Source organism: Polaribacter uvawellassae (assembly GCF_039748955.1).
Lineage (GTDB): Bacteria > Bacteroidota > Bacteroidia > Flavobacteriales > Flavobacteriaceae > Polaribacter > Polaribacter uvawellassae.
The window spans coordinates 13,290-39,140 of the sequence record NZ_JBDIZN010000009.1 but is presented as its reverse complement, the minus strand read 5'-3'; the positions used below and the strand labels follow the sequence as shown (position 1 = coordinate 39,140).

The following is a 25,851-nucleotide window of genomic DNA, read 5'->3' as shown; positions in this document are numbered from 1 at the left end:
GTGTTTTCCGGTTGTAAGTTCGGCTAAAATTTTCAGTTTAAAGGGTTCTGAATACCGTCTAATTACTTTGTCATTTCTATACATAATGTTTAAAATTATGTAGCCTTTATTCAGGACGGGTCAGTATGTTGCCCAACGGTCTTGTATAACCGTCAGTTACGGATTTAAAGTTAATAATTTTCAGTTAAGAACTGACGTTAGCAATTCCGAGTGGATTCGGACGTAGTCGAATCCGCCGTAATTGCGGTTATACATTGTTGTAGCCAGTTATTGTTCTCTATCAAGTGTCATTTCGAAAAACTGACTCCAAGCGTTTTCTCTCTTATATTCTCCAGTTTCATACCATTGTCCTTTCTCATTTTGCCATATTATATATCGTACATTATCATTTGGATACCAGTATAGTTTGTTCTCGATAATTTCAGCCTTAAACTCTGCATTCATTCCACTTGGTAAATATGAGCGAAATATATAATTGTTATTTGTTTTATCATACGTTAATATTGCAAGTGCATTGTGGACAATTTTCCCTTTCGATATTCCTTTTCCCTCAATAAGAACAGCAGTTGAGTCTAATTTAAATTCAACTCTTTCAGTTTGTTCAAATTCTGATTTTCCATTTCTTCCCATCATCCAACCAGTTCCTTTCCAGTTGCCAACCATAAAATCCAATTTTTTTATTTTAGCTTTAGAAATTGAGTCAGTTTCAGAAGTTTGAGAAAATCCTAATGTTGAGATTAAAAGAGTAATTGTAATTGTCAGATAAAATTTCATATTGATTTTGTTTTAATTGGCTACAACGGTTTTGTGCATGATTTGTTTGCGTGAATTTAGCGAAAAAAACCTAAATAATTACAAACATTTGAGGTTTGCGAGGTTTTTCCGCAAGAAAAACTTAGTAAGCAATGAATTATGCACGTTGTTGGGTTTTCGTTTTATTTTTTGGTTTTACTTTTCATTCTGTTTTTTTGTAAAAATTCTCAGCGAATAATTTTGAGATTTTTCCATTCAGATTTTCATTCCAGCGTTTTGATTTTCACGTTTTGCTATTCAATTCCATTTTTCAAGTTTTCTAAAAGCTTTATTTAGTAACTAAATCTTTATTTTTAGTTTTTCAGATTGCTGATTTTTCAGAGATATTTCCCATAAAGATTTTCAACTGGAATTTTTCAACCTTGTAAAATAATATTCATAAAAACTAAAATTGTAAAATGAACTTTTTTTGAGTTTTACGAGAGAATTCCGATGTAATTTTTCAGAGATTTTTCAACCATTTATAAACTTTATTTAAAAACGAAAAGCTTAAATTTTAACGATTTCCATAAATGAAACCCAACGGTTTTGTATGTGGAAAGTTGCGTGTTTGCGTGCGAGGATTTTCCGAAGGAAAATCAGACGTAGCAAACGTGCAACGACCTTTTGATTTAGATAAAACCAGCAATTTTTTATATACGTTGTTAGCCACTGGTTTTATTCCGTTTTTTAATTATTCCGCTTATTATATTTATCGGATAAATTAACTGTCCGCAAATTGCAATTAAAGCTATTAAATAAATTCCAAAAGTCAGATTATTATTGAAATTATATTCCATTATTGATTCTCGGAAAAGTTGCGCTAAAATCCATATGAGTAAAATTCCGCCAAAAGTCAGCGTAATGTGAATCAAATTCAGCCATTTGGATAGCTTTCTGTTGGCTTTTAGCATAATCCAATATCCAATTCCGATTATTCCGAAAAGAATTGAAATCAGAATAGTTAAATCGATTTGGCTAAAAACGAAATAAGTATCGTGAACATTTATATCCAACATTTCGTTTCTGTTTAATATTCCGAATAGGATTATTATTGGAATCGAAAGTAAAAAAATCAGATGCGGTTTGTTAATCAGGAATTTCATTTTTCGGTTTCAGTTATATTTTCGGATTGAAATTCGTTCATTAAAAATCTAAAAATTTGAATTTATTACTAATTTTCGTTGGTCTGATTAACTTGTGGCTAACGTGTTTATATATGGTTTGTTGCGTGAATTAAGCAACTAATTTAGTAAATAATTACTGACCAAGAAAATCCGCGAGGATTTTCGCAAGTAAGCAAAAAGCCAGCAATAAATTATATATGTTGTTGGCAGTAGTTTTTATTTTTCACTCGTTTGTTTTGTCACAAGTTTATAAATTCCATTTCCTAATATTCCACCTATTATGATTGAAGTAATAAAATTCAATTTATTCGGTTCTGGATGTCCATTATCAGCTCCTCCAGCACTGTAAAAAAGATTCATAAATGAATTCATTTCGTTTGTATGATAATGGCAAATGTCAGGAATTAGTAATTCATAGATTACTGTAAAACTAATCAGAAACACTATTATTCCACCAACAGAAATAAAAGTCCATTTCATAGTTTTACTTTTCTTCATTTTTATTCAATTTGTTAGTTATAGAATATTTCAAAAATGTCAAGATTCCGAATATTGTAAAAAAGATTAAACTAATTTTCCCATAATCTTTTAAGTCTCGATTTGAAATACTTTTCCAACCAGGATTTAAGTATCTATGAATTAAATATATGATAACAATTATTGTTAGAAATCCCCAAAATCCTGTGAAAATATATCTCAATATATTTATCAGTTTTTTTAAAATAATTAAAACTTTTTCATTCATAAATTTACTGTTATAAGTCTTAATTCAGTTTTGGTTTTGAGTGAGTTTTTAATTACTGCCAACGTGTTTGTATATGGTTTGTTGCGTGGTTAAGCAACTAAGTTAACAAATAAAAACCGAATAGAAAATCCGCGAGGATTTTCGTAAGTAGGCTAGAACCAAGCAATAAATTATATACAGTGTTGCCACACGTTTTTATTCCTCTAATCTTTGTCAAATCCATTAAATTCCATTCTTTTCATTGTCGGACAATTATTTACAATTATATCAAATTCCGATACTTTATCGTTTGGCGTAACGAACTGTTTACTCACAACTTTATCAAAACTATAAGTCAATTCATAAACGTTTTTAAATTCAGTTGGTATTATTGTTAATTCGGCTTTTTCGGATTTAGTTTTCTGTGGAATAGTATTTAATTCTAAAGCAATTTCGTTTTCTCTCAATTTTTTCAATTCAGATATTAAGTCAGCATCTGCTTCGAGTTGATGAAAGAAAAGAACTGAACTTTCATTGATTTCGTATGATGGCGTATTTCCGTCACAAGGTTCGTAAATCACGAATTCATTGTTTAACTTTTTTAAACTAATCCAATGTCTCGGAAATCCTTTTAAGTAAACTTTATTCGGTTTGTGTTTTTTGGAAATTTCTTTCTCGTAATATGAAATTGCGTCATTATCCATCCGATTCGGTTTCCAGTTAATTACCTTTTCGTAAATCTCCGAATTTCGTGTAGTATCTATAAAAAGTTGATGTTTCGTTAAGTCAAGACTTTTCGGATTATTTCTTTCCAAAATAGTGTCTAAATCAATTTTCCACGCAGGAATTTCAGTCGGTTTATTTTCCGCCTGTTTTGGTTCTTTTTTCTGTTTGCAAGAAATTAGAATTCCTAATATTAATGTTATGTAGATTGTTTTTCTCAAATGTGTGGCAACGGATTAGTGTATGATTTCGTTGCGTATTTCAGAAACTAATTTAACAAAAAGAAACGAACCAGAGGAATCATCCGAAGGATTATTCCGAAAAGTTAAAAACCAAGCAATGAATTATACATATTGTTGTAGCCAGTATTTTTTCCTTAAACTACTTAATTTTACTTTGTTCTTGCACTTATTATTTTCAAAGTCAGAATAGAATTCATCTTGAAATAATTTCAGATTGTCCCAATTCGAAAAACTCTGATGGTCTTTATTTGAATAATAATCTTTACTAACTTTTAATTGCCCAATTTTTTCAAATTCCGTTTCCGATTTTTTGAAATGTTGAGCATAATACCAACTAATTTGTTCCTTTGGTTTAAACTCCTTGTTTATTTGCTGTTCAAGTCTAAATAATAGTTTGGCATTCTCAAAATCCTTTTCAGTTGGTTTTTCCGATTGTTTAATGTCAGTTACAGCAATTAAATTCAGTCCGAATTCCGTTTCTTTTTCCGATTCCAACACGAAAACTCCACAATAATCTCCATCACTTAATTTAAAAACTAAACAATCTCCTTTTTCGAAAATCGCATTTCGTGATTTTTTTACTTTTCTTTTTCGAGATGTCTTTTTTTCGTTTGATATTTTCTTTAAAAAGCTATCTAAAACTTTTTGCCTTTTAGTCAAGTCAGATTTTGAAGCGTCAAGTTCTTTCCACAATTCAATATCTTTTCCAGATTCGACAATATCTTTAATCCGATTAAGAACTTTTGGGTCAAGTGATTTGCATTCCCATTGAGATTTTGCAATAGTTATCCAAAAATTATTTTGGTCTTCGTGAGAATCAATCAGTTCTTTATTTTCCTGAATTAACTTTTCAGTAATCGCAGAAACTTCCATTCCTTGATTATATAATTCAAAGAATTCATAATTAATATCTTCATAAATATCGTTTGAAGAAATTCCTGTTCCCCAAGTTCCCATAGGCGTTTCTTATATTGGCTACAACGGTTTTGTATATGGCTCGTAGCGTGTAAATTAGCGATAACTATTCGGTTGAGCACGAGCCGAATTTTTTAATTTTCTTATTACCTTTTTTTTCAATAAGCCAAATTAAAAAATTTGGCGGACTTCGCAAATATGCCTGAACTTCCGATTAAGCAACTGACTAGCTATGAGCTATATACGTTGTTGTAGGCAGTTATTATATCCTTTTCCATACAATGAAACGGATATTCTCTTTCTGGAAAATTGACATTGCCACGTATAAAATAGTTTCGTTTCTTGTAGAATTCAATCACTCTAATATTTTGGCTATAAGCATCTAATCTTATCGAAGTATAATTATTTTCTTTCGCAAAATTTTCGGCAAATTCCATCAGTTTTTGTGCGTATCCTTTTTTCTGATATTTTGGGTCAATTACAAGTCTATGAATTACTAATACTTTTGAATTGTCAAATTCCCATTTAATTAATTCATATTCAGTTTCTTGTTCTTCACTTATGTTAATTGCTCCAATAATTTTTCCATTGTTTTTTAATGTATAAAGAACATCTTTTTTTAAATCATTCTCAATGATTGAGATTGTTGGGTAATTATCTGTCCATTGATAAATTCCATTATTTTCTAAATCGATTTTACCATTTAGATAAATTTGAAATAATTTTTCTAAATTAGAAAGCTGTCCTTTTTCTATTTTCGATTGGTCAATTTTAACTAATTCAGTCTCTGTGTCATAAATTAGGATTCCTTCATTTTCGCTGTCAAGTTGTTCAATTAATTCTCCTTTTTTGTTCCAGATTGCACTTTGACCAACACTCAAAAAGTTGTCGCAATAACCAACACTATTAGACATTAAAATAGGTGTGTTAAATTCTTTGGCGATTTTTGGAAAGTGTCTAAATGCTTTTTCAATTCCGCCTTTTGGTTTTGCAACACTTGCAATGTAAATGTCAGCACCTTTTTGATTAGTATTTATAAAGTGTTCACGTTGTAGAGTTTCATAGCAAATACCAACAGCTAGTTTTATTCCCTTAATGTTTAGAATTACTTGGTTTTTTCCACAAATAAAATAAGGTAGTTCGTCTGAATGTAGCATTTGCTTGGAATAAACAACTCTTTTTTCATTCGGTTGAAAAACCAGCATACTTATATTTATTCCATCACTTGCTTTTGTCGGCATTCCAATTCCAATAGTTATTTTGTTTTTATCAGATAATTCTTGAAATTGATTGAAAATTTCGTTTTCTACGTCAGTAGCTAATTCTTTGGCTAAATCTGGTTCGTAATTTGTTATTGATAGTTCAGGAAATATTATTATTTCAGAATTTGATTTGATTGCACTTTCAACTATTCGCAAATGATTCTGAATGTTCTCTTGAACTTTTCCTTTTTCAGATTTTGTTTGTGCAATGCAAATTTTCATTTCTTTAATACGTTTTGTTTTTTAATTGCCTACAACGAGTTTGTGTATGATTTCGTTGCGTGTTTTAAGCACTAAAGTTAGCAAATAAATCACAGATAGAAAGTCCGCGAGGATTTTCGTAAGTAGGCTAGAACTAGCAATAAATTATATACGGTGTTCTACGCAGTTTTTATTCAGATTCTAATTCCGTTTCTATTATTTCTTCGATTTCCACACCATAAATGTTATCTATGTTTTCTGGATGTAACCTTTTCATAGTTTTAAAATAGTCAGCCATAAACCTGTTCAAATCAACTAAACCATTCGTAAAATAGTGAACTTTAATTCCATTGTGCGTAATCTGAAGGGTTCCATAATCTTTTTCTTCAGACTTTTGTTTTTCGATATTTCGTTTAAAGAATTCCTCAATTTTCCATATCGAATCGGTTTTTGGTATTTTCTTTTCATAAACCAATTTCCATTTGGGATTTTCGTTAAAAGTTTCTTCTTTAAATTCAGTTCGTATTTTAATTGAATCAGATTTTTTTGTTATTTCAATTCGCTCAACTCCTTGATAGGTGCAAACAGAATGGTCAAACCAAATTTTGATTGTATCTAATTCAGTCATTTTATTCTTAAAATCGGTTAAGTCAGTTTTTATATTAAAATCAGATTTTGCAAATACGGATTTCTGTTCAGTTTCATTTTTGCAAGAAACTAATATCATAAACAGGAAGATGATAGTTATCTTACTTTTCATTTAGTTTGGTTTTAAAAATTCCGAAAACCCATTTTAGATTTACAAAAATCAAAATCAATAAAATTATTCCGATAATTACAAATTCATTTGTCGGTAAGTTTTTAAAAGTCGGACGTTGTATTTTTTCGATTAATGCAATTGAATAAGCAAATATTAAAATACCTGTCAGAAGTACAAGAATTGATTTTCCTATAAACTTAATTGTATTTAAAATATGATGTTTATTCATTCGTTTGTTGGTTTGGTCAAATTGCGTAGAACGTGTTTGTATAAGCTTTGTTGCGGATTTAAGCAGTAAAGTTAGTAAATAATTATTAACCAAGAAAGTCCACGAGGACTTTCGTAAGTAAGCAACCAACTAGCAATAAAGTTTATACGGTGTTGGCAACTGTTTTATTTTTTCAGGTTTTTATCTTAAAGTTTAAGCGAAAAAAAACCTCCAAATTTGGAGGTTATGTTAATAATTTCAGTTTTAATTTTTTCTACCAACTTAAATCTTGTGTTTTCATAATTTGATTATTTAACGATGTAAATATAATTCTTTTATAATATAATAACGAATATCGTGCCAATTTATTATTTATTCCAATCAATAGCCATTTTCTCAAAATTACACCAAATAGAAGAACTTTCCTGTTGACTGTAATCTATGTAAGGTTTCATTAATACGAAAGTACTAATAAATACTGTTTTGAAACTTTCCTTAATTATTTTTTCGTCTATATGATTATTTTTAACAAGAATAGATAAGTGTTCAAAGTAGTTTATTACCATAACTATTTTTTGTCTATCGTCATTGTTTTCTTTAATATAATCTAAAAAATTTTGAACTTTCTTATCTGGAAAAAATTTTTCTTTATCCTTGTCAATTTTGTAAAGAAACTGAAGTGCGTCAGTCATTTGTGGTTCATTAAATTTAGAAACAACATCATAAGCATATTGATTCCTTGTTAGGAATAAGTTTTCTTGATGAAATTTATATTGAGATTCTAAACTCAAAGCGTGATAAATCAATGCCATAATAGCAACACTTCCTGCTCCATAAGCCATAATATCTGTGAAAGTAAATTCAATATTATATTTATTCATTGTGTAGAATAATATAAGACCAACTATAACGATTAAAGAAAGAAAAATAACTATGTATTTTACTTGGAAGTTTACTTTTAACTTATTCATTAATATTCAATTTTTTCGTAAATTTATGATAATAATCTGAATTGTGAAATTAGAATTAAAAATCAAAGTTTTTATTTTCAGATTTTGAGTGAGTAATAGTTGCCAACGGATTTGTGTATGGCTCGTTGCGGAAAATCAGCTATGATTTTCCGCCGTAACCGAAAGATAACAAATTGCAATGAATTCCAATAAGGAATTCAGCCGCAATGAGCTATACACGTTGTTGTGCTTTCGTTATTTTATTTTTGAATATTCGATTAATTCCTCCACATAGTGAAAATCACCTTGATTTTGAGTGAGTTTTATGAAGTTTTTTACAGCAGGTGCATATAACCAAACTTCTGTTTCATTTGCGCTATATCCTCTAGAATTGGTAGTTTTTCCAGTGTATTTTATTGTGTAGGCCATAAATGTTCCCGCTTCAACTGTTTCTTCTTGGTATGATAGTACTTCCGCATTCTGACTTTGGTTTCCAGTAGTTCCATCTTGACTTGTCCAACTGTTTTCATATTTCCATTTTTTACCCACTTCAAGAGGCCAGTCGTACTTCGGTGTTTCGCTTACCTCTGGTTTAACGATTTCGGTAACTGGAATAGTATCTTTACCAATAGTCATACCTAGGGCTCCGTTAAAACTTACTATTTCTCTTGTATCTGTTCCGTCTGAGCGTACTTCTCCTTCAGTAGTCACACCTTTATATTTCCAGACCCATTTCTCACCGAGTGAATAATCAGTTAGAGTTGGCTGGTTCGTTGTATTGGATTTAGTTGAGTTGTTACAGGCACTAAAGAATACTAATGCAAGTAATAGTAGAATTTGATTTTTCATTTATATTTATATTGTTTGAACAATAGGACGTGTAAGATTCAAATTTGTTACAATTATTAAAGGTGAACTCCAAGTATAGGATTATATAGGTTTGAAGTTAGCTTTGGTTATTCTATTCCAAAGATTGGTATTCAACATCTATTAGTTCGATTAATTCTGTTATGCTCTTTTTTAATAAAACTGATTGCCTTGTATAATAATTAAGTTGTCTCGATGAAATATAAATATCAGCTAATATTCGTTTGTCTGTAATTGTAATTGGTGAGCCAAAATCACCATATTTTATTTCATATGCATATTTATTTCTTAACTCTGTAGAACGATCCAACACATCTTCACCAATAGCTATGATATTTTGGGCCTCCAATTCATAGATATTTTGAATATTATTAAATAGCTCACGATTACTTATTATGTTTGATTTTCCTTCAGATATCATTGAATTATAAGTTCCAATTTTTGGTCTAAATTTTCTATCTGTAAAGAAAATATATTCTAACTCAGATACACCTTCCACTTTAGGAAGCTCACCAATAATTTCCTCGAATATAAAGTCAATAGTTTTGTCTTGAGACATTAATTGGGCAATTCGCCATTTGTGGTCTTGAATTACTTGAGACAACAATAATGTATCTTGCATCAAATCACTTTTTATTTCTTTTAGATAGACTTTCTCTGCATCTCTTGTTTTTTTTAATTCATTCGAGTTATTTATACCTAGCGCAATTAAAATTCCAATAACTACTAGTATAATTTCTCCAATAGCATAAAGAAGGTAATTAATGACCTTTTTATCCCTAATCATATTCTGTCTTATTTTTCTAAAGAATTTTATCATTGGTTAGCGGTTGGTTATAATGAAGCACAACGGTTTTGTGTATGATTAGTGGCGTGTTTAAGCACCTAATTTAGCAAATAAAAACCGAATAGAAAATCCGCGAGGATTTTCGTAAGTAGTCGAGTAGTAGCCATTAATTATACACGGTGTTGTGCAACGTTTTTTTATTCAGTTTTATCTAATTCTTTGTGCGAACCATCACAATTCGGTTTCCGTTTTGAAAGTCCGCAAGTACAATCTGTTAGACCATAACCATCTAAAATCCGTTCCATATTTTTTTCAATTCTTGTTATTTTAGTTTTCGATTGTTTTGGTTTTGAAAAATGTAGCAGATAACCTTTTTGTCTGCCTGCTGTTAGTTTCTTAAATGCTTTTTCAAAGTCTAAATTTTCCTCAAATTTTTGTTTTAATTCTTTCGGTATATCGAAGTCAGATGTTTTTTTCTTTTCAATTTTCTTTCCCGACTTTTCAATTTCGATTGCTTCTTCTATATATTCTTTAATTATCGTTTTTTGTTCCTCAATTTCTGGTAAGTCTGTAAATCGGATTTGTCTTGCCGATTGGACATTTTCAGTTTGTTGAACTAAAATATTTTCAGGGTCTTTGAGCAAAACTCCTTTATGGAACAAAATCGCACAATAGTCTTTAAATTCGTGGATTAGCAAAATATTTTTTCCGTTGTAAGTATAGCAAGGATGCATCCATTTGAATTCTTCTTTTAATCCGCATTCCAAAATGATTTCACGAAGTTTGGTCAATTCCGTTTTCCATTTTTTAAGTCCAGTCAAATATTTGTTAACTTCTTCGTTCATTGGTTTTTGCGGTTGCTGTTAAATGTTGCACAACGGTTTTGTGTATGATTAGTGGCGTGTTCAAGCACCTAATTTAGCAAATAAAAACCAAATAGAAAATCCGCGAGGATTTTCGTAAGTAGGCGAGAACTAGCCATTAATTATACACGTTGTTGTGCATAGTGTTTTTATTCGTCTAACATTTTTTGTCCAATAGAACCAACTATAAAAAAGACAAAACAACTTATTAAAAATATAATAAATTGAGCAATGTACATTCCAAAATGAATTTCGGTATTAATTAAGTTTAAAATCAATATTATTACAGAAGGAATCAAGCCAAAAATAATTATTAATGAAATAATTAAAGCAACAAATTGCCATCTTACTTGTTCATTTGTATTAGAAATTCCTGATGAAAATTTTACAACGGATTGTCTAAATAATATTATTGCTATTACTGACCACTCTGTATTATAAAAAATAGATTCAAAGTCATTTTGAAATAGACGAACCATCACTAAAATCACAACAGGTAACAAAGTAAATAGAAATTCAGATGATAGAATATATTTTATGGTTTTGTCTATTTTCATTAATTGTTATGTATTACGTCTAGTACTTTTATGATTTCTAACTTATCTGATATCAAATACCCGTTTGTGTTATATTTAGATGTTTGTTTAACCTTTACTTTTAATGAATCTCCAGGAACTACTATTATTTTTCCAGAGTGAAATTCCTCTAACCATTCACTGTGAGAAATTTTAATAGAAGCTGATTTGTTCCCGTGTTTGAATGACCAAGCAGAATCTCCTAAGAAATCAGGTTTTTTTATTAGATATATCATTTCAGTTTCGTTCACTATTTCATTTTCAGTTAGAGCATTTTCTACAGCATCAATATCAATTTTTTCTGTTCCAGATTTAATATTTTTTACTTCTCTGTTTTTAGATTTTAATTCAAAAGATTCTTTCTCATTTAGTTCTTGAGTAGATTCATTAATTTTATTTATGGTTTTTGCTAATTTTAGAATATCGTGTTCTGCATAATTAAAAGAATCAGCTAATGATTTTTCTTCAGCAATTTTTTCTAAATTATTGGCTAATTCTTTTAAATCCTCAACAGAAGATTTTTGTTCTGAAATGAACTTTAAAGATTCAGCTCGAGATTCCTCAATATATTCTTCAATTTGTTCACTCTCTGGTGAATTGTCAATTTTACTTTCTTCATTAATTGTCAAAGCACTCCAAAAGCGACCAATTATTGAACCTTTTTCAATATCATCTAATACTATTTTTGATTTTACAGAACTATTAACTGTTTCCGCTATCAAATGGTCTAAGTTATTTACACCATCAATCATTTCTGCAAACGCTCTAAAAAGTCTACTTGGATTTTGAGTTTCTCTTTTAAAATCTAACCTAATTTCGTATTTATTATTTAATTCTTTTTTCATTTAGGTTTTTTGGGTCTGAGTGAGACATTATGCACAACGGTCTTGTGTATGAAACGTAGCGTATAAATAATCGCTAACTTTTCGGATTTAGCACGAGCCGAGTTTTTTATTTTTATGTTTAATTTTCTTTAATAAATATAACCAAATAAAAAATTTGGCGTACTTCGTAAATATACAAAAACCTCTCGGAAAGCCTGTAATAGCTATGTTTTATACACGTTGTTGTAAGTAGTGCTTTTCACGTTCTGCTTGGTTTTCCGATGTTTGTTATTTAGTTCAAATGTGAGCGTTGGCAAGACATACTCTTTTGCAATTTTAGGCGTAGCGTTGGCTTGAGCGAATTGCTAATGTGTATGGCTTTGAGCGTTGGCTTACATCGGTTTTATCATTTTTTCAATAAATTCAATTTCCTCTTTGCTCAATTTATACTTTCTATAAAGTTGCTTGTCAATTTCCTCAATGGATTTACTCCAGTCAATGTCCGAATCAGAAGTGAAATTTTGAATAGGAATATTTTTCCAAACACTTTTTTTGTTGTCTTGAGTTACTTTTAATGTTCCTAAAAGCAATCTAGAAAATTTTGTCTTTATATATTTTAATAAATTATTTGCTTCAATTTCAGTATTATAAGCACCAATGCTAATAAAAGTTTGGTTATGACCTTCATTTGGTTTACAAATCAGAGGTGTTGAAAGTTTTTCGCCAAACTTTCCAGTTCCGTTTGATTTTGGTAATACTAATTTGTAATAGTCTAAATTTTTATGTTCGTCAACGTATTCTTTTTTAACCCACTTTAAGACTCTATTATTATTTTGTCTCCCTAGTATCTGAATAAACTCAGCATCTATTTTTGGTCTATCATCAATAAATGTTTCTTGCAACTTATCAAATATATTTGTAGTGAGGTCATATTTGTGACCTTTGCTAAGCCGTGATTCTAATTTTGGAAAATCCAAATGTAATTTTTTACTAAGCCTATAACTTTCTGGGGCAAATACTAAATCACTTAATGAACTAAAATTATTAGCAAGTACTTTCTTAAGAACAGATTTCACTTCTGTATATGGTGTGAATGTACCAATTGAACCAAAATTTTGATTTTTATCACGAAGTGTAATTGCTAAACCGCCTTTAATATCTACGTTAGGGAACACTTTAGAACTATCATTGCTATACCATACAACTTTGAAGTGTTGGTCTTTCAACATTTTATTATTCCAAGATTTTGGTGTTTTACCAGCATTAAATAAAAATCTTGCTGGTGTGATTAAAGATACATAGCTTGCTAATCCATAAGATATTTCCATAAAATCTTGATAAATTGGCTTGTCACTAGTGCTTTCTTGTGAACGCTGATAAGGCGGATTTCCTACAATTACGTCAAATTTCATATTGTTATTATTAATTTTTATTGTTTCATCTTCAATCAAATCGTTTTCTTTGATTAAATCGTAAGATGTGTAGTTTGATTCTATATTTTCTATATCTAGTTCAAGAAGTTTGTATACTTTTCTTGTAAACTCATAAGCAATTTTGGACGTAGGGATTGAATAAAATTTATTAGCTACCTCTTTTCCGAATTTTTTATATGTCGCATAAACAAACTCACCTTGTTTGGAAGCAATATCTAGTAGGAAAGTAGATTCGTTTATTGAATCAGTAGGAAAAGAGTTCATCATTTTATCAGTAACAATTTCGGGTGTTATAATCTCAGAATCCGATAAGCGACTAAATTTTTTCATCGCATTACTTGCTCTTTCAATTTGTGAAATTGTATTGTCGTTTGCTAGAGAATTTATATTTGAAATTTTATAGTCTAATTCGCTTAATATAAAAGGGTTAATATGTTCTTGAAATAATGATAATATATCAATCTCTAAATTTAAATTTGAAGCAATTCTTAGATTATTTTCATCCTCATTTATAGTATTAATTATCTCTTGAAGTGATTTGACTTTTGAATCTGTTAAAAATGAAAAGAATAGTATTCTAGCATAATACATTGCAAACTTTCCTTTATAATCTATTTTCTCATCACCTTTCGAAGTTTTAGAATCCTTTCCTTTTTTATCTGATTCGTCTTTTTTACCAGGTTTTTCGCCAGTATCAATATCGTCACCTTCTCCTTCTGATGGTTCTATTTCTAAACCTTGTCTTGATTTTAATCCGCCTTGTTTTTCGATTACAGCTTTTATTGCCTCAATGTCTAACAAAGAAAAATCTATTGAAATAGATGTAGCTTCATCCAAAACACTCCTTTCATTCGAATATTTGCGAACAGCATCTAAAATATCTGTTGGCTCAACTTCAACCATTTTTTTGTTATTAATAACAATTATTGGTGAAATCTGTAGTTCTCTTTTTATTCTTTCCTCTAATTCGGTGTTTCCATTAGATTCTACATTAACATTATAAATCTGTGACTTTTGTTCCTGCATTTGGAACACTCTATTAGGATTAAAATCAACTAATAAGGTTTGAGGTTTCATATTGTATTTTACAATATCTCCATCAGGTTCTTTATAAACCTTAATAAATTGACTTTGAAGCCTGAAAATTGCTTGGTCGTACTCTTGTGGTGAAGCTGTATCTTTTAAATAGAGCATAGTATCCCATTCAGGTACTGTACTTCCTGTAAGCATTCTATTTACAGTTAAAGTGATAGTTTTTTTGTTCTCGCTTTCACATTTAGTTATTTTAGTTTTTACTGACTGTGTGTCTTTGTAAATTTTATCATTTTCTACACCGGAAATATTGATTACTTCGTAAGAACTTAGGTTTTTAAATTCATTCGATTTAATTAATTCCTCTAAAGCATCACAGGAAGCACGATAGGGAAGTACACAAACCATATGACGACACATTTTACCTTCTGTCAACTTATCATAATCTAGAAAACTTAATAAGTTGTCATCTTCATCTTTACCATCAATCACATTAAGTAAATCGATGATTTCTTGCTCATAAATAAACTTTTTATGTAGTTGATTTGTGTTGTCTTTAAGTATGGATTTAGGTTTTAATAATTCAGAGAAAGCATAAGTAATACCTGCTTTTTTAAGTTCTTCCATTCTTTGTCTGGAAGATTTATTTGGGTTAAATGCAAAACGTATCATTTGAGGAAAACCATAATAAGGGTTATCCCATTCTTTTATTTCATCTTTAATTAGGTTTTGCTCATTCCAATTTTCTTGGTCTTCTGCAATATTTGTGAATTGATAAAAAGCGATTATATCGTCATTTGTAAATTCACTATTCATTAAAATTCGATAAGGTGTTCCAGAAAGATGAATACGAACCTTTGCGTTTATAGTTTTAGTAGTATCGTCTAATTGGTCTATAGATTCATCATTTAGTTTTTCCTCATTTTTTCGTTCTTTGGTTGAAAAGTCTTTTAAAACCTTACCGTATTCTAATGCTCTTGCGCCAAAATGTGTCTCGTCAATAAGTAATAAATCAATTTGATTTTCAAATACTTCCTTATGTTTTGTTTTTATATCATCGCCTTGTAAATCTTGAAGTGTTAGAAATAAAGCGATGTTTTCATTTGCCTCAATTTTTTCTTTAATAATAGAATCACTTTGCAGAAGTGAGTTACTGTCTAAAAACGTAAATCCATCAAACTTTTTATGGCTTTCTACAGTTTTTTTCCATTCTTCTCTAACATCAGCTTTTGCCGAAACAATTAAAACAATTTTGGCATTCATTTCTACTGCACAACACATTGAGGTAAATGATTTACCAAAACGCATTACAGCATACATTAAAAGATTGTTTCTACCTTTGTTTAATGCATCTGTGAACCTTTCGATAGTCTCCTTTTGATTTGGTCTTGGCTCATAAGTTTCAGTTCTATTGTAAGTATGAACTATTGGAATATGACTGTCTTCAAATTTATAGAGTTGATATTTTGTATCGTTATTATTATGAGATTCTTTTATATCAATTATAGCATCATCTAGGTTCTTTGGTGTAGTATCTTTGAAAAATTCATTTGAATAATATGGTATTGATTCTAGGGAATCACGCAGTAACCTAGATTTTTGAATATCGTTTTCTAAATATTTATGAACTGCAAAATCTCTAAAAAAAGTTTCTTCATCTATCTTTGCAACTTCTTGAAATTTCTTCTCTAGTTCAGGAAAATGTTTTCTCCATTCATTAAGTCTTGTTTCTACTGGTCTGTATGTATCTCCAACTTTTAAATAATTAGGAATTGTTCCAGTTGTGAAAGCGTAAATATGAGGCTCAACTCTTCCGATTATTAATTCCTCAAGTAATTGTATATCTAGTTGATTATTTTCTGCCATTTATTGATTTCTTATTTTCTATTAGGTCAATAAACCTTAGTTTTTTCCCTTTTAAATCTTTGTTTGACCAGTCCATAACTAAACAGTAAATTCCATTATGTTCAAACATATTGTTGTTAAGACAGCCTTTGCAAAATGAATTGTCTGTTTCTTCTTCTCCAAATAGGTTAACTGATTTTGTTTTTATTTCACCACAAGAGAATGGAACAACACCTTTTAAACCATCCATTTGCCAAACATTCCAAGAAATTATATATGCTATCTCTTGAATTGATTTAAGTAAAGGTTCTTTTCTGAATTTATGTTTGTAGTTTTCAATGAAAGTAAATAGCATTGACTCTCTTGCTAATAACAAACTGTCACCTTGCCATTCATAAGCATAAGTATTTTTATAAGCTGACTTAATTGCCTTAAGCCATTCACTAGAATCATCAACATTTTCGTTTATAACTCTTAGTTTTCTATCTAATAAACCAATCCTGCTTTCAATCTCAATGAATTTACCTGTTGTAGTATCGTATCTACTTGATATGTACGGTGCTTCTCCACAAGAAATTTCAAGTCGAGTATCATTTACATAATCTTTCCAAGTCTTATTTTTGGGGAATTCAATTTTTGTTTGGTTAGTTTTCCATTTTTTTTCGTCTGGAATTTCTTTGTTGAAAATATTTTTTCTTTCGAACCAAGCATTATCTATCAAGTTGTTTTGAGCATTACAAATCCAAGATGGCGTAAATACTTCAGCCATCTTTTTTACTCTGGAATTTTGTAATACTTGGTCTTTTTGAACCCTTGGCATTATTACATTACCATTTATGCCAGTAATGTTCTCTGATTGAATCTGATTACTTTCCAAATATGGTTTTCCCAAATGCTCATAATTACTTGTTGCCCAAATAATGTTTTTTTGAGTTGTTTGGTCTCGCAAAAGAATATCTAAAACCTCAGGATATTTTTCTAAGATTTCATTTTCTAATATGTCAATTTCTGTTTTCAATTCAGTTCTTTTATTAGCACTAGTAATTCTTTTGCTTCTACATTTAAGATTTCAGCAATTTTGTATAAATCCTCTAAACTAGGTTGTCTTCTGTTTTGGGCATAAGAGTTAACCATATTATAACTTTTTCCCAGTTTTTCAGCTAACCATTTTTGCTTAATTCCTTTTTCGTCTAAAACCTCTTTAATTCGGTTCATAATTGAATTATTTAATTCAGTTCACTAAAGTAATAAGAAATATTAAATATCTCACTAAATGAGTATTAAAATAATCACTTGGTTTGGGTGAGCGTTGGAAAAAGGCAAGCTCTTTTTATTTTTTGAGGCACGAAAAAAATGAAATGTGCTTGACTGTGCGGTTGGCTTTTTTAGTTTTAATCTTGAATTTTAGCACGATTTCCGCATTACTTACAACGGAATTGTATAATATTAGTTGCGTTGATTAAGCACTAAAGATAACAAATAAAAACGAAATAGAAAGTCCGTTAGGACTTTCGTAAGTAGGCTAGAACCAGCAATTAATTTTATACGGTGTTAGCCACTGATTTTTTAAATTCAAATTAATTCTTGTTTTTATCAAAATGTTAAGTTAACTTTACGTCAAGTAAACTTTACAAAAATAATATTATGTTCAAACTTTTACCACATCGTTTCAAAAGAATAGGATTGATAATTGCTCCTTCTGGTTTTTTTCTCTGGATAATAATGCAAATAGGGTGGATTACTGAATTTTCTCAACTTATTGGACTCTCGAATCCAAAAATTTTAAATGTAAGTTCAGCTATTCTTGGTTTTTTCTCTTTCTTATTTGGTACTTATGCTTTAGCATTTTCTAAAGAAAAAATTGAAGATGAAATGATAAAAAATGTTCGACTAAAATCATTTCAATTTGCTGCTTTTTTACAAATTTTATTTCTCATTGTAGGTTTAGCTTGGATAGGCTTTATGAAAAATCCACCAAGAGATTCAGGTTTGATGCTATTTTTCATTTTGGCTATTTTCATTTTTTGGTTTATATATATAATTCGCTTTAATTATATAATTCATATTCAAATTTATAAATATGAAAAATAATGTAAAAGCAATTAGAGGAATTAAAGGATTAACTCAAGAAGAACTTGCTCAATTACTTGGTGTATCTAGACAAACAGTAATTTCTATTGAGTCGAGTCGTTATGTTCCGTCTACAGTTTTATCTCTTAAAATTTCCAAATTTCTAGATAAAAATGTTGAAGAACTTTTCGAGCTAGAAAAAAGTGATTTTGATTCGAAACCAAGTAAGTCTTGCTAATTTGTGGCTAACGTGTTTGTATATGGTTTGTTGCGTGGTTTAGGCAACCAATTTAGTAAATAATTACTGATAAAGAAAGTCCGCGAGGACTTTCGTAAGTAGGCAAGAAGCCAGCAATAAATTATATACGGTGTTGGCAGTAGTTATTTTTTTATTCTTGGGTCAATTTTTTTATTTTTTTCCAACATTACAGTTTCATCTAAATATTCAATAATAGTTCTATTTTGTTTAAATTCACTCATTAATTCTCTTGTTAATTCTTCAATTTCATATTTTAGAACTTCAATTTTTAATGGAAATTTAGGATAATTTATAAAACTTAATAATAAATGAGGTTCAACTTGACCACTCATAACAATATTACATTCAGATATTGAAACGCTTAAAAATATATCTTTATTCTTAATTAATTCATTTTGAATTTTTTGAATGTATTTTATGATTTTTGCTTTTTCAAGTAATTCTCCTGTATAGCCTAATTCAAGACCGAATGTGACATTTGCCGAAAAAGGTTTTATAGTTTTTTTTGTTATTTCCATTTTAAAGTTCTGATTTTAACAATTCAATATATTCTTTTACTATTTTTTTTGTTTTTTTATAATTTTCTGATTTCTCATTTGTTCCTTCTTTTAAGTATAGTTTTCTATTTATTTCAAGCATTATAGATTCAACGTTTTTATTTTTTTGATAATATTCCATTGGCACAATTGAACCGCTAAAAGGAAAATCAATTCCAAGTGTAAGATTCCTTTTTTTAAAGAAGTCTACAGAAATATCTATTAATCTTTTTGGTGTATGAAATTTATCTGTTCCAATATTATAATCTGGTCTTGGAACAATTTTATGTTGACTTCTCTTCATAGGTATGTCTGGAAAAGAATGACAATCAAGAATTAATGCTCTTTTATTTAATTTTAATTGTTTTTTTACAGCAATATTTAATTTAGAATGATGTTTAAAGTAATATTCCTTTAAAATTTTTTCTTTTAATTCTGATGAGATTATTCTCATAATTTGATTTTCATCAGTTTTTTCATATAAAACTCCCATTCCTACTTTTGCCATAGGTTCTTGCAAATCATCAGAAAATCGTTCAGGGTCGCAAAAAATTCTTGAATATTCAAAAACAATTCTTTCAGATTCATTTGAATTATATAAATCTTCAGTATGCCAATCTGTAAGTTTTAAAATTTCATTTTTTAAAATTTTATCTTTTAAAACATAGCCATCTTTTAATGGAATATTGGTTGCTGAATGAGGGATGTGTAATATTATTTTTTTCATTTTTTCTGTATATTATTTAATATTAGGTTAAATAATTTTATAATTTTCTGACCTAAACTTGTAATAATTAAAAAAATGATAGAAGCAAAAAATAGTATTGCTAAAATAGAAAATGTGTACTCTAAAGTTAATAATATGAGAATAGAGATTAAAAGAAATATAGGAATCCCTAATATTAAAATAAAATTACCTGCTTTTTTAGATAAATACTTTTTGTTAATTACAGGTGTTTTGAAATAAAACCTTTCTTCGTCATTATGTTTTTTTTCTAAAATTCTAAGTGGAGATAAAACAAAGCTTAAAAAATAAATTGAAAATGTACCATAATAAAACATCGATAAATATGAAAAAGGCTCATTATACTCTCTATCGATAATATGAAATACATTTAACCAGTTTTCATATAAATATTCTCTGTAAATAAAGACTAATATTCCAATTAAAGCATAAGTAATTAAAACTAGTATTTTTAGTTTTTTAAAAGTTAGATTCCTTATCACAATATTTTTTTAGTTTATTGAAAGTTCATTTTTTAGATTGTTGGCAATATCATATTTAATTACATAAATGCTAGTAACATCCAAATTATTAAAAGAAACGCTTCTAAATATTTTTTGTTTTTTATGTTTTCTGTTGCTATTCCAATAAAAACTAAAGCAATAATTAGTATGCTCCAAAGAGTAAAACCAGCAGGTATTGAAGCTAAAGCTGCTACTCCTAAAAATGCTAAAAGCTTCCCAATTGGAAGGATTTGATAACAATCTCTCCCGTTTGAAATAATAAATATTATATTTAAAAATATAAATCCTCTTAACCACATTGAAAGTAGTAAATTATTACTCTTTATTAATTCTTTAATTTTCATTTTTTCAAAGTTAATATTGGATATTTCTTTTTGAAAATATAGTTTCTCAAATTACTGCCAACGGTTTCGTGTTATGATGTGTTGCGTTGATAAGGAACTAAGTTAATAAAAAGTCACGAACCAGAGGAAAATCCGTAGGATTTTCCGAGTAGGCTAGTGGTAGCAATACATTATACACGTTGTTGCATGTTGTAGCTTTTTAATTGTCAGACCAAAGTCAATTGCAAAAGACAAAGCAAATTAGTTAGATATTCAGTTTAGTTTTTCCGTAACGAGTCTGATTCCACGTTTGAGTGAATAATTCCGCAACGAGCATAATTCCGTAAGAGTAATTTTCTGCGTTCTATTCCGTTTTTCATAACGCTTATAAATTCCGTTTGAGTGGCAATTCCGTAAGCTAGCTCAAATTCCGATGTGGTTTTATAATGTATTTATTGAGTGTCAAATTCCGAACGTATCAAAATTCAGATTGCGAGTAAGAAATTCCGCGATTTGTTTGGTGAAATTTAGATATTTCTATATTCCGAATTGTTTCCGACTGAGTGCGATTCCGCTATTACATGCAACGCCTTCGTGTATGATGTGTTGCGTTGGTTAGCTTAAAGATAATAAACTATCACGAACCAGAGGAAAATCCGTAGGATTTTCCGAGTAGGCTAGAAGTAGCAATGCGTTATACACGTTGTTGTGCATAGTTGTTTTTTACGTATCAAGTGAAATCTCATTCCAGTCAATTTCTTTGTAAACTGTATATTCCAATGCTTTTCTTCTTTCCATTATTATGTCCAAATCAACTTTGTCCGATTGTTTTCCAGTCAAATTGTTATTTCGAGCAAACCAATGAGCACGATAGAACTTGTCCAACATTTCAAAGATTTCTACTTGATTTCTCAATTTGAATTCAGATATAAATTTTTCCGCTGGTTCATTTTTCGCTATGTTCGGAATTAATGAAGCAAGTGAATCTTCCACACCAGTGTTTAAAGTCAGATTATTGTGAATTCCGCCAACCCAAGCAAAAGTCCAAATGGCTTCTACAAACCAATAAATATCTATTTGAGTCTGTTCGGGTAATTCCGAATATTCCGTTTCCAAATATTCTAATTCTTCTTCGTTCAAATAGGCTATAAGTCTATTTTCCTCCAGCCATTTTTTGATTACGTTTCTTGGTGCTTGAAGGTGTAACTGAAATAATGCAGTTAGAACCATTGTTCTATGTGCAATTTCTTCTGGTTCTCTAAATTCAGGATTGTCCAAATAAGGTAAATGTTCAATCACCTCAATTCCGTTCGAACGCAATTGCTTTGTATTTCTATCCTTTATTTTTTCTGGTTTAATTTTCTTTTGGAACCACATTTTTCTTCAATTATGCACAACGTGATTGTGTATGGTTAGTTGCGTGTTTCAGCAACTAATTTAGTAAACAAAAACGAACGCGAGAAAATTCCGAAGGAATTTTCCAAATAATCACTTGCCAAAGCAATTAATTATACACGTTGTTGTACGCAGTTTTTTAATCTTTTAATAAATAGCAATTATCTTTCAGTTGTATGTTTTCTCCATCATAAAAGTCAATTTCTGTTTTCAAATCCTCAATGAATTTTAGTTCGTCAATAGGACAGGTTTTCATAAACTTACTTTTGACAATTAAATTTCCATATTTGTCATAAATCGAAATGACTGCGTTGTTTTTATGATTATGCATCCAATCAACGTTAAACCAGTTTCCACTGGCGTCTTTTTCAATCCAAAATGCCGTTTTCGGAATATTGGTGAGTTTCATCAAAGAGTCAATTTCTTTTTTATATTCAGTTTCCCATCCGATTCCATTTAGTTTGTCCAAATAATTGTCCATTTGAGAATTGTAAATTTCAATTCCGTTTTGTTCTGATTGATTTACTATACGATCAAAATTAACAACTTTAAATCCGTATTTTTTGCTAACTGTATTGATATCTGAATATGTTAGCATAGATTCTCCAATAAAAATAATTTGAGGGTTATTACTTGCAATATCTGACTTTGCAGTCAAATAATTATAGCGATTAAAGAATCCGAAATTCCAAAGTAAAAATCCAATTCCGATTATTAGGAATGTAATAAAAATCAGATTTTTCTTTTTTCTCATTCGGTTTCTCAAATTGCGTACAACGGTTTTGTGTATGATTAGTGGCGTGTTTAAGCACCTAATTTAGCAAATAAAAACCGAATAGAAAATCCGCGAGGATTTTCGTAAGTAGGCGAGAACCAGCCATTAATTATACACGGTGTTACCACACGTTTTTTTCTTTCGGTGTTGATTTATATTCACTATTTGCACTTTCCATAATTTTCTTTTCAAATATTTTAGGAAAGTATTTCATTATTATTTTTGATTTTAACTTTGTAAATCCGCTAACATTTTGGTCTGACTTTTTCCACAAGTTTTCAGTCTCTTTTTCAGTCAGTATTTTTTCAATTCCGTTTTTAGAGTCAATTTTTATTAGTGGAAATTCAGGTTGATTTTCCCCACAAAGTGTTATCTGTTTTTCCAATTTCGAACTGATGGATTTCATAAAATCCGTAATCTTATTAAAATCCGATTCTGTTTTAATTTCGGTTGGATTTATGTCAAATTCGATCTGGTTTTCGAGGAAAAAGTAGCACTTTACTACAATTCCATTTAAATCAACAGTTGCAGATTTAGTTTCCAATTCGCCAGTTTCGTCCGCAAACATAGTTTTCACGTATCCGAAGTCAATTTTGTCAATCAAATTATCTTCATAAACTCCAAAAGTCAATTCGTATTCAGAATTTAATAAATCAACTACTTTTTCCCAATCCGAAATCGTTGCGTTTTGGACATATATATCTCTTAAAGCTCCATCCTTTTCAAAAATCCATTCTATGTTATTCCAATTTCTCAATGTTGCTCTCAAATGTGTGGTAACGTATTTATATATGATTTGTTGCGTTTTTCAAGCACTGAATTTAGTAAATAAAAACCGACTAGAAAATCCGCGAGGATTTTCGTAAGTATGCTAGAACTAGCAATAAATTATATATGTTGTTAGCGGTTCGTTGTTTTTCCGTTCAATTTATCTGCTGTAATTATTCTATTCGTATAAGAATTAATTGTCAATCTAATATTTCTTTCGTTGTTCGATATATAAATATTCTTACCTTTTTTCTTAAAATCAGACTCCTCTGTTTCTGATAAAATTGTAGAAATAAGGTTCTCAATTTTGTCTTTTGAAAGTTCTAAATTCAATTTTTTATTTATTCTGCCGTAAACAAGTTCGGTGTAACAAATTTTGTTTGAAATCTCTTTTTTATAATTGTTCATTTGTTCGTTTTTATTGGTAAATAAATGTCAATTATAGAATTTGGATTATTCCATTTAAACCGATAATCATACTTTTCAAAATGTATAAATCCCGTTTTCGCTTGGTCTTCAATTTTCAGGTTTGACTTGGGCAAGATAACTTTATAAATCTCAAAAAGTGTATTCTTAATATCTTCCATTTTTCCTTTGTGAGAAAACATCTCGTATTCTCCTTTTGGAATTTCTAAATTTTTAAAATTATCTGGAAAAGTTAAATCACCTACAGGAATTGCAGTCAAATAGAAATATTTTTTGTTCGTTTTTAGCGTTATTCCATATTTTGTCCAATTCCCACCATTTTGATTTAATTTTTTTCTTTTCAACTCCGCATTAAATTCAGACCAATGATTTTGTATTATTCCAAAATTTTCAGATTGAGACTTTGTCAATTCGGTAACAAGTCCGCAAACCTTTATATTTTGTTCTATAATTTTCATTTATTGACGGATGTTTTTTTTAATGACCGCTAACGTATTTGTGTATGATTTGTTGCGAGTTTTAGCTAATAATAACTTAAGAAAACCCGGCTTTTACGCTTGCGTGGTTTTTCGTAAGAAAAACTACAAAAGCAATAAAATATACACGGTGTTGCCAAATGCTACTTTTTGTTTTCAATTAACTTTCACGCTTTTCAAATATAAATTTTTTTCGTTCTAATTCGGCTTAAAATTCCGATTTATTTTCAGGTTATACTAATTTTCTTAAATTCTATTTTTTTGGTTTCGCAAAATTCACGCATTCAGATTGGTTCAGAGTTTTATTCCACACAATTCAGTTTTCTTAAACTTGCTCAAATTCGCACGTAATTTCTCCGTTTTGATATTTATTCCAGGTTTATAAAGCAAAATTTTTTTCGCGCTAAACAAAATTCTCAGAAATTTTTTTCCGTAATTTTTGCGTTAAGTTAATTCAGATTTTGTTTTTCTTTTTATATTCAAAATAATTCGCTCGTGCGTTTATTCAGAAGTGTGATTGGGTAGTTTTTGGCAACGGTCTTGTATATGACACGTTGCCATATGATTTAATTCATTTTTTCAGTCTAAACTGAGTTTTATTTGTTGTGGAGATTTTAAAGTTAGCCAAATTTTGGCAATGTGTTATATACGTTGTTAGGCATAGTTTTTATTCAGCTGTTGTTATTATTTCCGTTTCTTTTTTAACAAAATATCTTACATAAATCAGCACTAAAATTGGAACAATGACCAATCCACTAACAAAATTTAATAGTGAAGTCCAATCAGCCAATTCATTTCCACCTTTTGAAATCAACACTAATTCGCCTAAAGGACCTTTTGAAAAAATAGTATTGTAAATAAAATTCCAACCTAAATGAAGTCCGAAAGGTAGCATTATTGATTTAGTTTTTGAAAAAGCCCAAGCCCAAGCATAACCCATTAATCCAGTTCCGATAAAAACTAAAATCATAGCCATTACGTTACCTAAGACTCCGTATGAGAACCAATGATAAATTCCGAATGCGATTGCGGAAATCAAAATACTTTTTCTTGAGCCTATTTTTTGGATGAGAATGTATAATAATGCTCCACGAAAAATTAGTTCTTCTGTCAATACAGATTTAAAATCCCACCAAAATGATTTTAGTATAATTCCGCTCGTAATATCCTTATTCAAAATCCAAGTCGAAGATTTCAGATATGATTCTAAATATTGAACAAGAACGCAAAGTATTCCAGTAATTAAAAATCCGATTAAGAATTGTTTTAATTTTTTGCCAATAGGAAGAAATCCTAATGCTAAAATGTTCTTCTTTTCAATCAGATAAAAAAGCAACCAGGAAATGGCAATTGCTACTAAAATTCCTATCATTTACTTGGTTGGTTTTAAATTATGCCTAACGGTTCGTGTATGGTTTGTTGCGATTCTCTCGCAACTAATCTAG

General features: G+C 29.4%; 29 protein-coding genes. 3 read left to right on the top strand and 26 right to left on the bottom strand.

What is annotated here, in order from left to right:
* Window positions 1-267 precede the first annotated feature (267 nt).
* The 17 genes from ABDX67_RS13410 to ABDX67_RS13330 all read right to left on the bottom strand — a co-directional run bounded on the left by ABDX67_RS13410 (window position 268) and on the right by ABDX67_RS13330 (window position 17,345).
* Window positions 268-774 carry a hypothetical protein gene (locus ABDX67_RS13410; protein WP_347175559.1) on the bottom strand — a complete coding sequence of 169 codons (507 nt, stop codon included), beginning with the start codon at window positions 772-774 and terminating at the stop codon, window positions 268-270.
* 683 nt (window positions 775-1,457) lie between these two features.
* Window positions 1,458-1,898: a hypothetical protein gene (locus ABDX67_RS13405; RefSeq protein ID WP_347175558.1), complete on the bottom strand. Its 441-nt coding sequence runs from the start codon at window positions 1,896-1,898 to the stop codon at window positions 1,458-1,460.
* 237 nt (window positions 1,899-2,135) lie between these two features.
* Window positions 2,136-2,399: a hypothetical protein gene (locus tag ABDX67_RS13400; RefSeq protein ID WP_347175557.1), complete on the bottom strand. Its 264-nt coding sequence runs from the start codon at window positions 2,397-2,399 to the stop codon at window positions 2,136-2,138.
* A gap of 468 nt (window positions 2,400-2,867) precedes the next feature.
* Window positions 2,868-3,587 carry a hypothetical protein gene (locus ABDX67_RS13395; RefSeq protein ID WP_347175556.1) on the bottom strand — a complete coding sequence of 240 codons (720 nt, stop codon included), beginning with the start codon at window positions 3,585-3,587 and terminating at the stop codon, window positions 2,868-2,870.
* 123 nt (window positions 3,588-3,710) lie between these two features.
* Window positions 3,711-4,565, bottom strand: coding sequence for a hypothetical protein (locus ABDX67_RS13390; protein WP_347175555.1), 855 nt, complete (start codon window positions 4,563-4,565; stop codon window positions 3,711-3,713).
* Window positions 4,566-4,753: 188 nt separating this feature from the next.
* Entirely contained in the window at window positions 4,754-6,007 is a 1,254-nt protein-coding gene (locus ABDX67_RS13385; protein WP_347175554.1) for a GNAT family N-acetyltransferase, read from the bottom strand.
* Between the two features lie 169 nt (window positions 6,008-6,176).
* Window positions 6,177-6,746 carry a hypothetical protein gene (locus ABDX67_RS13380; RefSeq protein ID WP_347175553.1) on the bottom strand — a complete coding sequence of 190 codons (570 nt, stop codon included), beginning with the start codon at window positions 6,744-6,746 and terminating at the stop codon, window positions 6,177-6,179.
* Window positions 6,736-6,975: a hypothetical protein gene (locus ABDX67_RS13375; protein ID WP_299137103.1), complete on the bottom strand. Its 240-nt coding sequence runs from the start codon at window positions 6,973-6,975 to the stop codon at window positions 6,736-6,738. Before ABDX67_RS13375 ends, ABDX67_RS13380 begins: the two co-directional genes overlap by 11 nt.
* A 347-nt stretch (window positions 6,976-7,322) precedes the next feature.
* A complete protein-coding gene (locus tag ABDX67_RS13370) occupies window positions 7,323-7,925 on the bottom strand; it encodes a DUF4760 domain-containing protein (RefSeq protein WP_347175552.1) in 603 nt (200 codons plus the stop codon).
* Between the two features lie 234 nt (window positions 7,926-8,159).
* Window positions 8,160-8,753 (bottom strand): hypothetical protein, encoded by a 594-nt coding sequence (locus ABDX67_RS13365; RefSeq protein WP_347175551.1) that lies wholly within the window; start codon window positions 8,751-8,753, stop codon window positions 8,160-8,162.
* Window positions 8,754-8,865: 112 nt separating this feature from the next.
* A complete protein-coding gene (locus ABDX67_RS13360) occupies window positions 8,866-9,558 on the bottom strand; it encodes a DUF6090 family protein (RefSeq protein WP_347175550.1) in 693 nt (230 codons plus the stop codon).
* A gap of 197 nt (window positions 9,559-9,755) precedes the next feature.
* Window positions 9,756-10,403, bottom strand: a complete 648-nt coding sequence (locus ABDX67_RS13355) for a DUF1801 domain-containing protein (protein ID WP_099570562.1) — start codon at window positions 10,401-10,403, stop codon at window positions 9,756-9,758.
* A 167-nt stretch (window positions 10,404-10,570) separates the two neighbouring features.
* Window positions 10,571-10,978, bottom strand: coding sequence for a hypothetical protein (locus ABDX67_RS13350; RefSeq protein WP_347175549.1), 408 nt, complete (start codon window positions 10,976-10,978; stop codon window positions 10,571-10,573).
* Window positions 10,978-11,841, bottom strand: a complete 864-nt coding sequence (locus ABDX67_RS13345; protein WP_347175548.1) for a hypothetical protein — start codon at window positions 11,839-11,841, stop codon at window positions 10,978-10,980. Before ABDX67_RS13345 ends, ABDX67_RS13350 begins: the two co-directional genes overlap by 1 nt.
* A gap of 371 nt (window positions 11,842-12,212) precedes the next feature.
* Entirely contained in the window at window positions 12,213-16,151 is a 3,939-nt protein-coding gene (locus tag ABDX67_RS13340; RefSeq protein ID WP_347175547.1) for an Eco57I restriction-modification methylase domain-containing protein, read from the bottom strand.
* A complete protein-coding gene (locus ABDX67_RS13335) occupies window positions 16,138-17,148 on the bottom strand; it encodes a restriction endonuclease subunit M (protein ID WP_347175545.1) in 1,011 nt (336 codons plus the stop codon). The genes ABDX67_RS13340 and ABDX67_RS13335 overlap by 14 nt, the downstream gene beginning before the upstream one ends.
* Complete coding sequence (locus ABDX67_RS13330) at window positions 17,145-17,345, bottom strand: helix-turn-helix domain-containing protein (protein WP_347175544.1); 201 nt, start codon at window positions 17,343-17,345, stop codon at window positions 17,145-17,147. The genes ABDX67_RS13335 and ABDX67_RS13330 overlap by 4 nt, the downstream gene beginning before the upstream one ends.
* Before the next feature lie 429 nt (window positions 17,346-17,774).
* On the opposite strand from ABDX67_RS13330, the gene ABDX67_RS13325 reads away from it, so the two are divergent.
* A complete protein-coding gene (locus tag ABDX67_RS13325) occupies window positions 17,775-18,221 on the top strand; it encodes a hypothetical protein (RefSeq protein WP_347175543.1) in 447 nt (148 codons plus the stop codon).
* Entirely contained in the window at window positions 18,211-18,438 is a 228-nt protein-coding gene (locus tag ABDX67_RS13320) for a helix-turn-helix transcriptional regulator (protein WP_347175542.1), read from the top strand. The genes ABDX67_RS13325 and ABDX67_RS13320 overlap by 11 nt, the downstream gene beginning before the upstream one ends.
* Window positions 18,439-18,581: 143 nt before the next feature.
* On the opposite strand, the gene ABDX67_RS13315 is transcribed toward ABDX67_RS13320, so the two are convergent.
* Window positions 18,582-18,977 (bottom strand): hypothetical protein, encoded by a 396-nt coding sequence (locus ABDX67_RS13315; RefSeq protein WP_347175541.1) that lies wholly within the window; start codon window positions 18,975-18,977, stop codon window positions 18,582-18,584.
* 1 nt (window position 18,978) lies between these two features.
* Window positions 18,979-19,722 carry an N-formylglutamate amidohydrolase gene (locus ABDX67_RS13310; protein WP_347175539.1) on the bottom strand — a complete coding sequence of 248 codons (744 nt, stop codon included), beginning with the start codon at window positions 19,720-19,722 and terminating at the stop codon, window positions 18,979-18,981.
* 75 nt (window positions 19,723-19,797) lie between these two features.
* On the opposite strand from ABDX67_RS13310, the gene ABDX67_RS13305 reads away from it, so the two are divergent.
* Window positions 19,798-19,962 carry a hypothetical protein gene (locus ABDX67_RS13305; RefSeq protein WP_347175538.1) on the top strand — a complete coding sequence of 55 codons (165 nt, stop codon included), beginning with the start codon at window positions 19,798-19,800 and terminating at the stop codon, window positions 19,960-19,962.
* 319 nt (window positions 19,963-20,281) lie between these two features.
* Here ABDX67_RS13305 and ABDX67_RS13300 read toward each other — a convergent pair whose 3' ends face one another.
* The 7 genes from ABDX67_RS13300 to ABDX67_RS13275 all read right to left on the bottom strand — a co-directional run bounded on the left by ABDX67_RS13300 (window position 20,282) and on the right by ABDX67_RS13275 (window position 25,778).
* The gene (locus ABDX67_RS13300; protein ID WP_347175536.1) at window positions 20,282-20,587 is read right to left on the bottom strand and encodes a hypothetical protein; all 306 of its coding nucleotides are present in this window, start codon (window positions 20,585-20,587) and stop codon (window positions 20,282-20,284) included.
* Window positions 20,588-21,289: 702 nt separating this feature from the next.
* The gene (locus tag ABDX67_RS13295) at window positions 21,290-21,943 is read right to left on the bottom strand and encodes a DUF4272 domain-containing protein (protein ID WP_347175535.1); all 654 of its coding nucleotides are present in this window, start codon (window positions 21,941-21,943) and stop codon (window positions 21,290-21,292) included.
* A gap of 157 nt (window positions 21,944-22,100) precedes the next feature.
* Window positions 22,101-22,715 carry an FEKKY domain-containing protein gene (locus ABDX67_RS13290; RefSeq protein ID WP_347175533.1) on the bottom strand — a complete coding sequence of 205 codons (615 nt, stop codon included), beginning with the start codon at window positions 22,713-22,715 and terminating at the stop codon, window positions 22,101-22,103.
* Between the two features lie 142 nt (window positions 22,716-22,857).
* Window positions 22,858-23,505 carry a hypothetical protein gene (locus tag ABDX67_RS13285; RefSeq protein WP_347175532.1) on the bottom strand — a complete coding sequence of 216 codons (648 nt, stop codon included), beginning with the start codon at window positions 23,503-23,505 and terminating at the stop codon, window positions 22,858-22,860.
* 131 nt (window positions 23,506-23,636) lie between these two features.
* Complete coding sequence (locus ABDX67_RS13485) at window positions 23,637-23,912, bottom strand: DUF3781 domain-containing protein (RefSeq protein ID WP_430438133.1); 276 nt, start codon at window positions 23,910-23,912, stop codon at window positions 23,637-23,639.
* Window positions 23,909-24,388: a GyrI-like domain-containing protein gene (locus ABDX67_RS13280; protein WP_347175531.1), complete on the bottom strand. Its 480-nt coding sequence runs from the start codon at window positions 24,386-24,388 to the stop codon at window positions 23,909-23,911. The genes ABDX67_RS13485 and ABDX67_RS13280 overlap by 4 nt, the downstream gene beginning before the upstream one ends.
* Window positions 24,389-25,073: 685 nt before the next feature.
* The gene (locus ABDX67_RS13275) at window positions 25,074-25,778 is read right to left on the bottom strand and encodes a CPBP family intramembrane glutamic endopeptidase (protein ID WP_347175530.1); all 705 of its coding nucleotides are present in this window, start codon (window positions 25,776-25,778) and stop codon (window positions 25,074-25,076) included.
* Between the last annotated feature and the right edge of the window lie 73 nt (window positions 25,779-25,851).

What these genes read in the sequence shown, in the direction of transcription:
- ABDX67_RS13410 (WP_347175559.1), bottom strand. Translation starts at nt 774, where the DNA reads ATGAAATTTTATCTGACAATTACAATTACTCTTTTAATCTCAACATTA.
- ABDX67_RS13405 (WP_347175558.1), bottom strand. Translation starts at nt 1,898, where the DNA reads ATGAAATTCCTGATTAACAAACCGCATCTGATTTTTTTACTTTCGATT.
- ABDX67_RS13400 (WP_347175557.1), bottom strand. Translation starts at nt 2,399, where the DNA reads ATGAAATGGACTTTTATTTCTGTTGGTGGAATAATAGTGTTTCTGATT.
- ABDX67_RS13390 (WP_347175555.1), bottom strand. Translation starts at nt 4,565, where the DNA reads ATGGGAACTTGGGGAACAGGAATTTCTTCAAACGATATTTATGAAGAT.
- ABDX67_RS13385 (WP_347175554.1), bottom strand. Translation starts at nt 6,007, where the DNA reads ATGAAAATTTGCATTGCACAAACAAAATCTGAAAAAGGAAAAGTTCAA.
- ABDX67_RS13380 (WP_347175553.1), bottom strand. Translation starts at nt 6,746, where the DNA reads ATGAAAAGTAAGATAACTATCATCTTCCTGTTTATGATATTAGTTTCT.
- ABDX67_RS13375 (WP_299137103.1), bottom strand. Translation starts at nt 6,975, where the DNA reads ATGAATAAACATCATATTTTAAATACAATTAAGTTTATAGGAAAATCA.
- ABDX67_RS13370 (WP_347175552.1), bottom strand. Translation starts at nt 7,925, where the DNA reads ATGAATAAGTTAAAAGTAAACTTCCAAGTAAAATACATAGTTATTTTT.
- ABDX67_RS13365 (WP_347175551.1), bottom strand. Translation starts at nt 8,753, where the DNA reads ATGAAAAATCAAATTCTACTATTACTTGCATTAGTATTCTTTAGTGCC.
- ABDX67_RS13360 (WP_347175550.1), bottom strand. Translation starts at nt 9,558, where the DNA reads ATGATTAGGGATAAAAAGGTCATTAATTACCTTCTTTATGCTATTGGA.
- ABDX67_RS13355 (WP_099570562.1), bottom strand. Translation starts at nt 10,403, where the DNA reads ATGAACGAAGAAGTTAACAAATATTTGACTGGACTTAAAAAATGGAAA.
- ABDX67_RS13350 (WP_347175549.1), bottom strand. Translation starts at nt 10,978, where the DNA reads ATGAAAATAGACAAAACCATAAAATATATTCTATCATCTGAATTTCTA.
- ABDX67_RS13345 (WP_347175548.1), bottom strand. Translation starts at nt 11,841, where the DNA reads ATGAAAAAAGAATTAAATAATAAATACGAAATTAGGTTAGATTTTAAA.
- ABDX67_RS13340 (WP_347175547.1), bottom strand. Translation starts at nt 16,151, where the DNA reads ATGGCAGAAAATAATCAACTAGATATACAATTACTTGAGGAATTAATA.
- ABDX67_RS13330 (WP_347175544.1), bottom strand. Translation starts at nt 17,345, where the DNA reads ATGAACCGAATTAAAGAGGTTTTAGACGAAAAAGGAATTAAGCAAAAA.
- ABDX67_RS13325 (WP_347175543.1), top strand. Translation starts at nt 17,775, where the DNA reads ATGTTCAAACTTTTACCACATCGTTTCAAAAGAATAGGATTGATAATT.
- ABDX67_RS13320 (WP_347175542.1), top strand. Translation starts at nt 18,211, where the DNA reads ATGAAAAATAATGTAAAAGCAATTAGAGGAATTAAAGGATTAACTCAA.
- ABDX67_RS13315 (WP_347175541.1), bottom strand. Translation starts at nt 18,977, where the DNA reads ATGGAAATAACAAAAAAAACTATAAAACCTTTTTCGGCAAATGTCACA.
- ABDX67_RS13310 (WP_347175539.1), bottom strand. Translation starts at nt 19,722, where the DNA reads ATGAAAAAAATAATATTACACATCCCTCATTCAGCAACCAATATTCCA.
- ABDX67_RS13305 (WP_347175538.1), top strand. Translation starts at nt 19,798, where the DNA reads ATGATAGAAGCAAAAAATAGTATTGCTAAAATAGAAAATGTGTACTCT.
- ABDX67_RS13300 (WP_347175536.1), bottom strand. Translation starts at nt 20,587, where the DNA reads ATGAAAATTAAAGAATTAATAAAGAGTAATAATTTACTACTTTCAATG.
- ABDX67_RS13295 (WP_347175535.1), bottom strand. Translation starts at nt 21,943, where the DNA reads ATGTGGTTCCAAAAGAAAATTAAACCAGAAAAAATAAAGGATAGAAAT.
- ABDX67_RS13290 (WP_347175533.1), bottom strand. Translation starts at nt 22,715, where the DNA reads ATGAGAAAAAAGAAAAATCTGATTTTTATTACATTCCTAATAATCGGA.
- ABDX67_RS13485 (WP_430438133.1), bottom strand. Translation starts at nt 23,912, where the DNA reads ATGAACAATTATAAAAAAGAGATTTCAAACAAAATTTGTTACACCGAA.
- ABDX67_RS13280 (WP_347175531.1), bottom strand. Translation starts at nt 24,388, where the DNA reads ATGAAAATTATAGAACAAAATATAAAGGTTTGCGGACTTGTTACCGAA.
- ABDX67_RS13275 (WP_347175530.1), bottom strand. Translation starts at nt 25,778, where the DNA reads ATGATAGGAATTTTAGTAGCAATTGCCATTTCCTGGTTGCTTTTTTAT.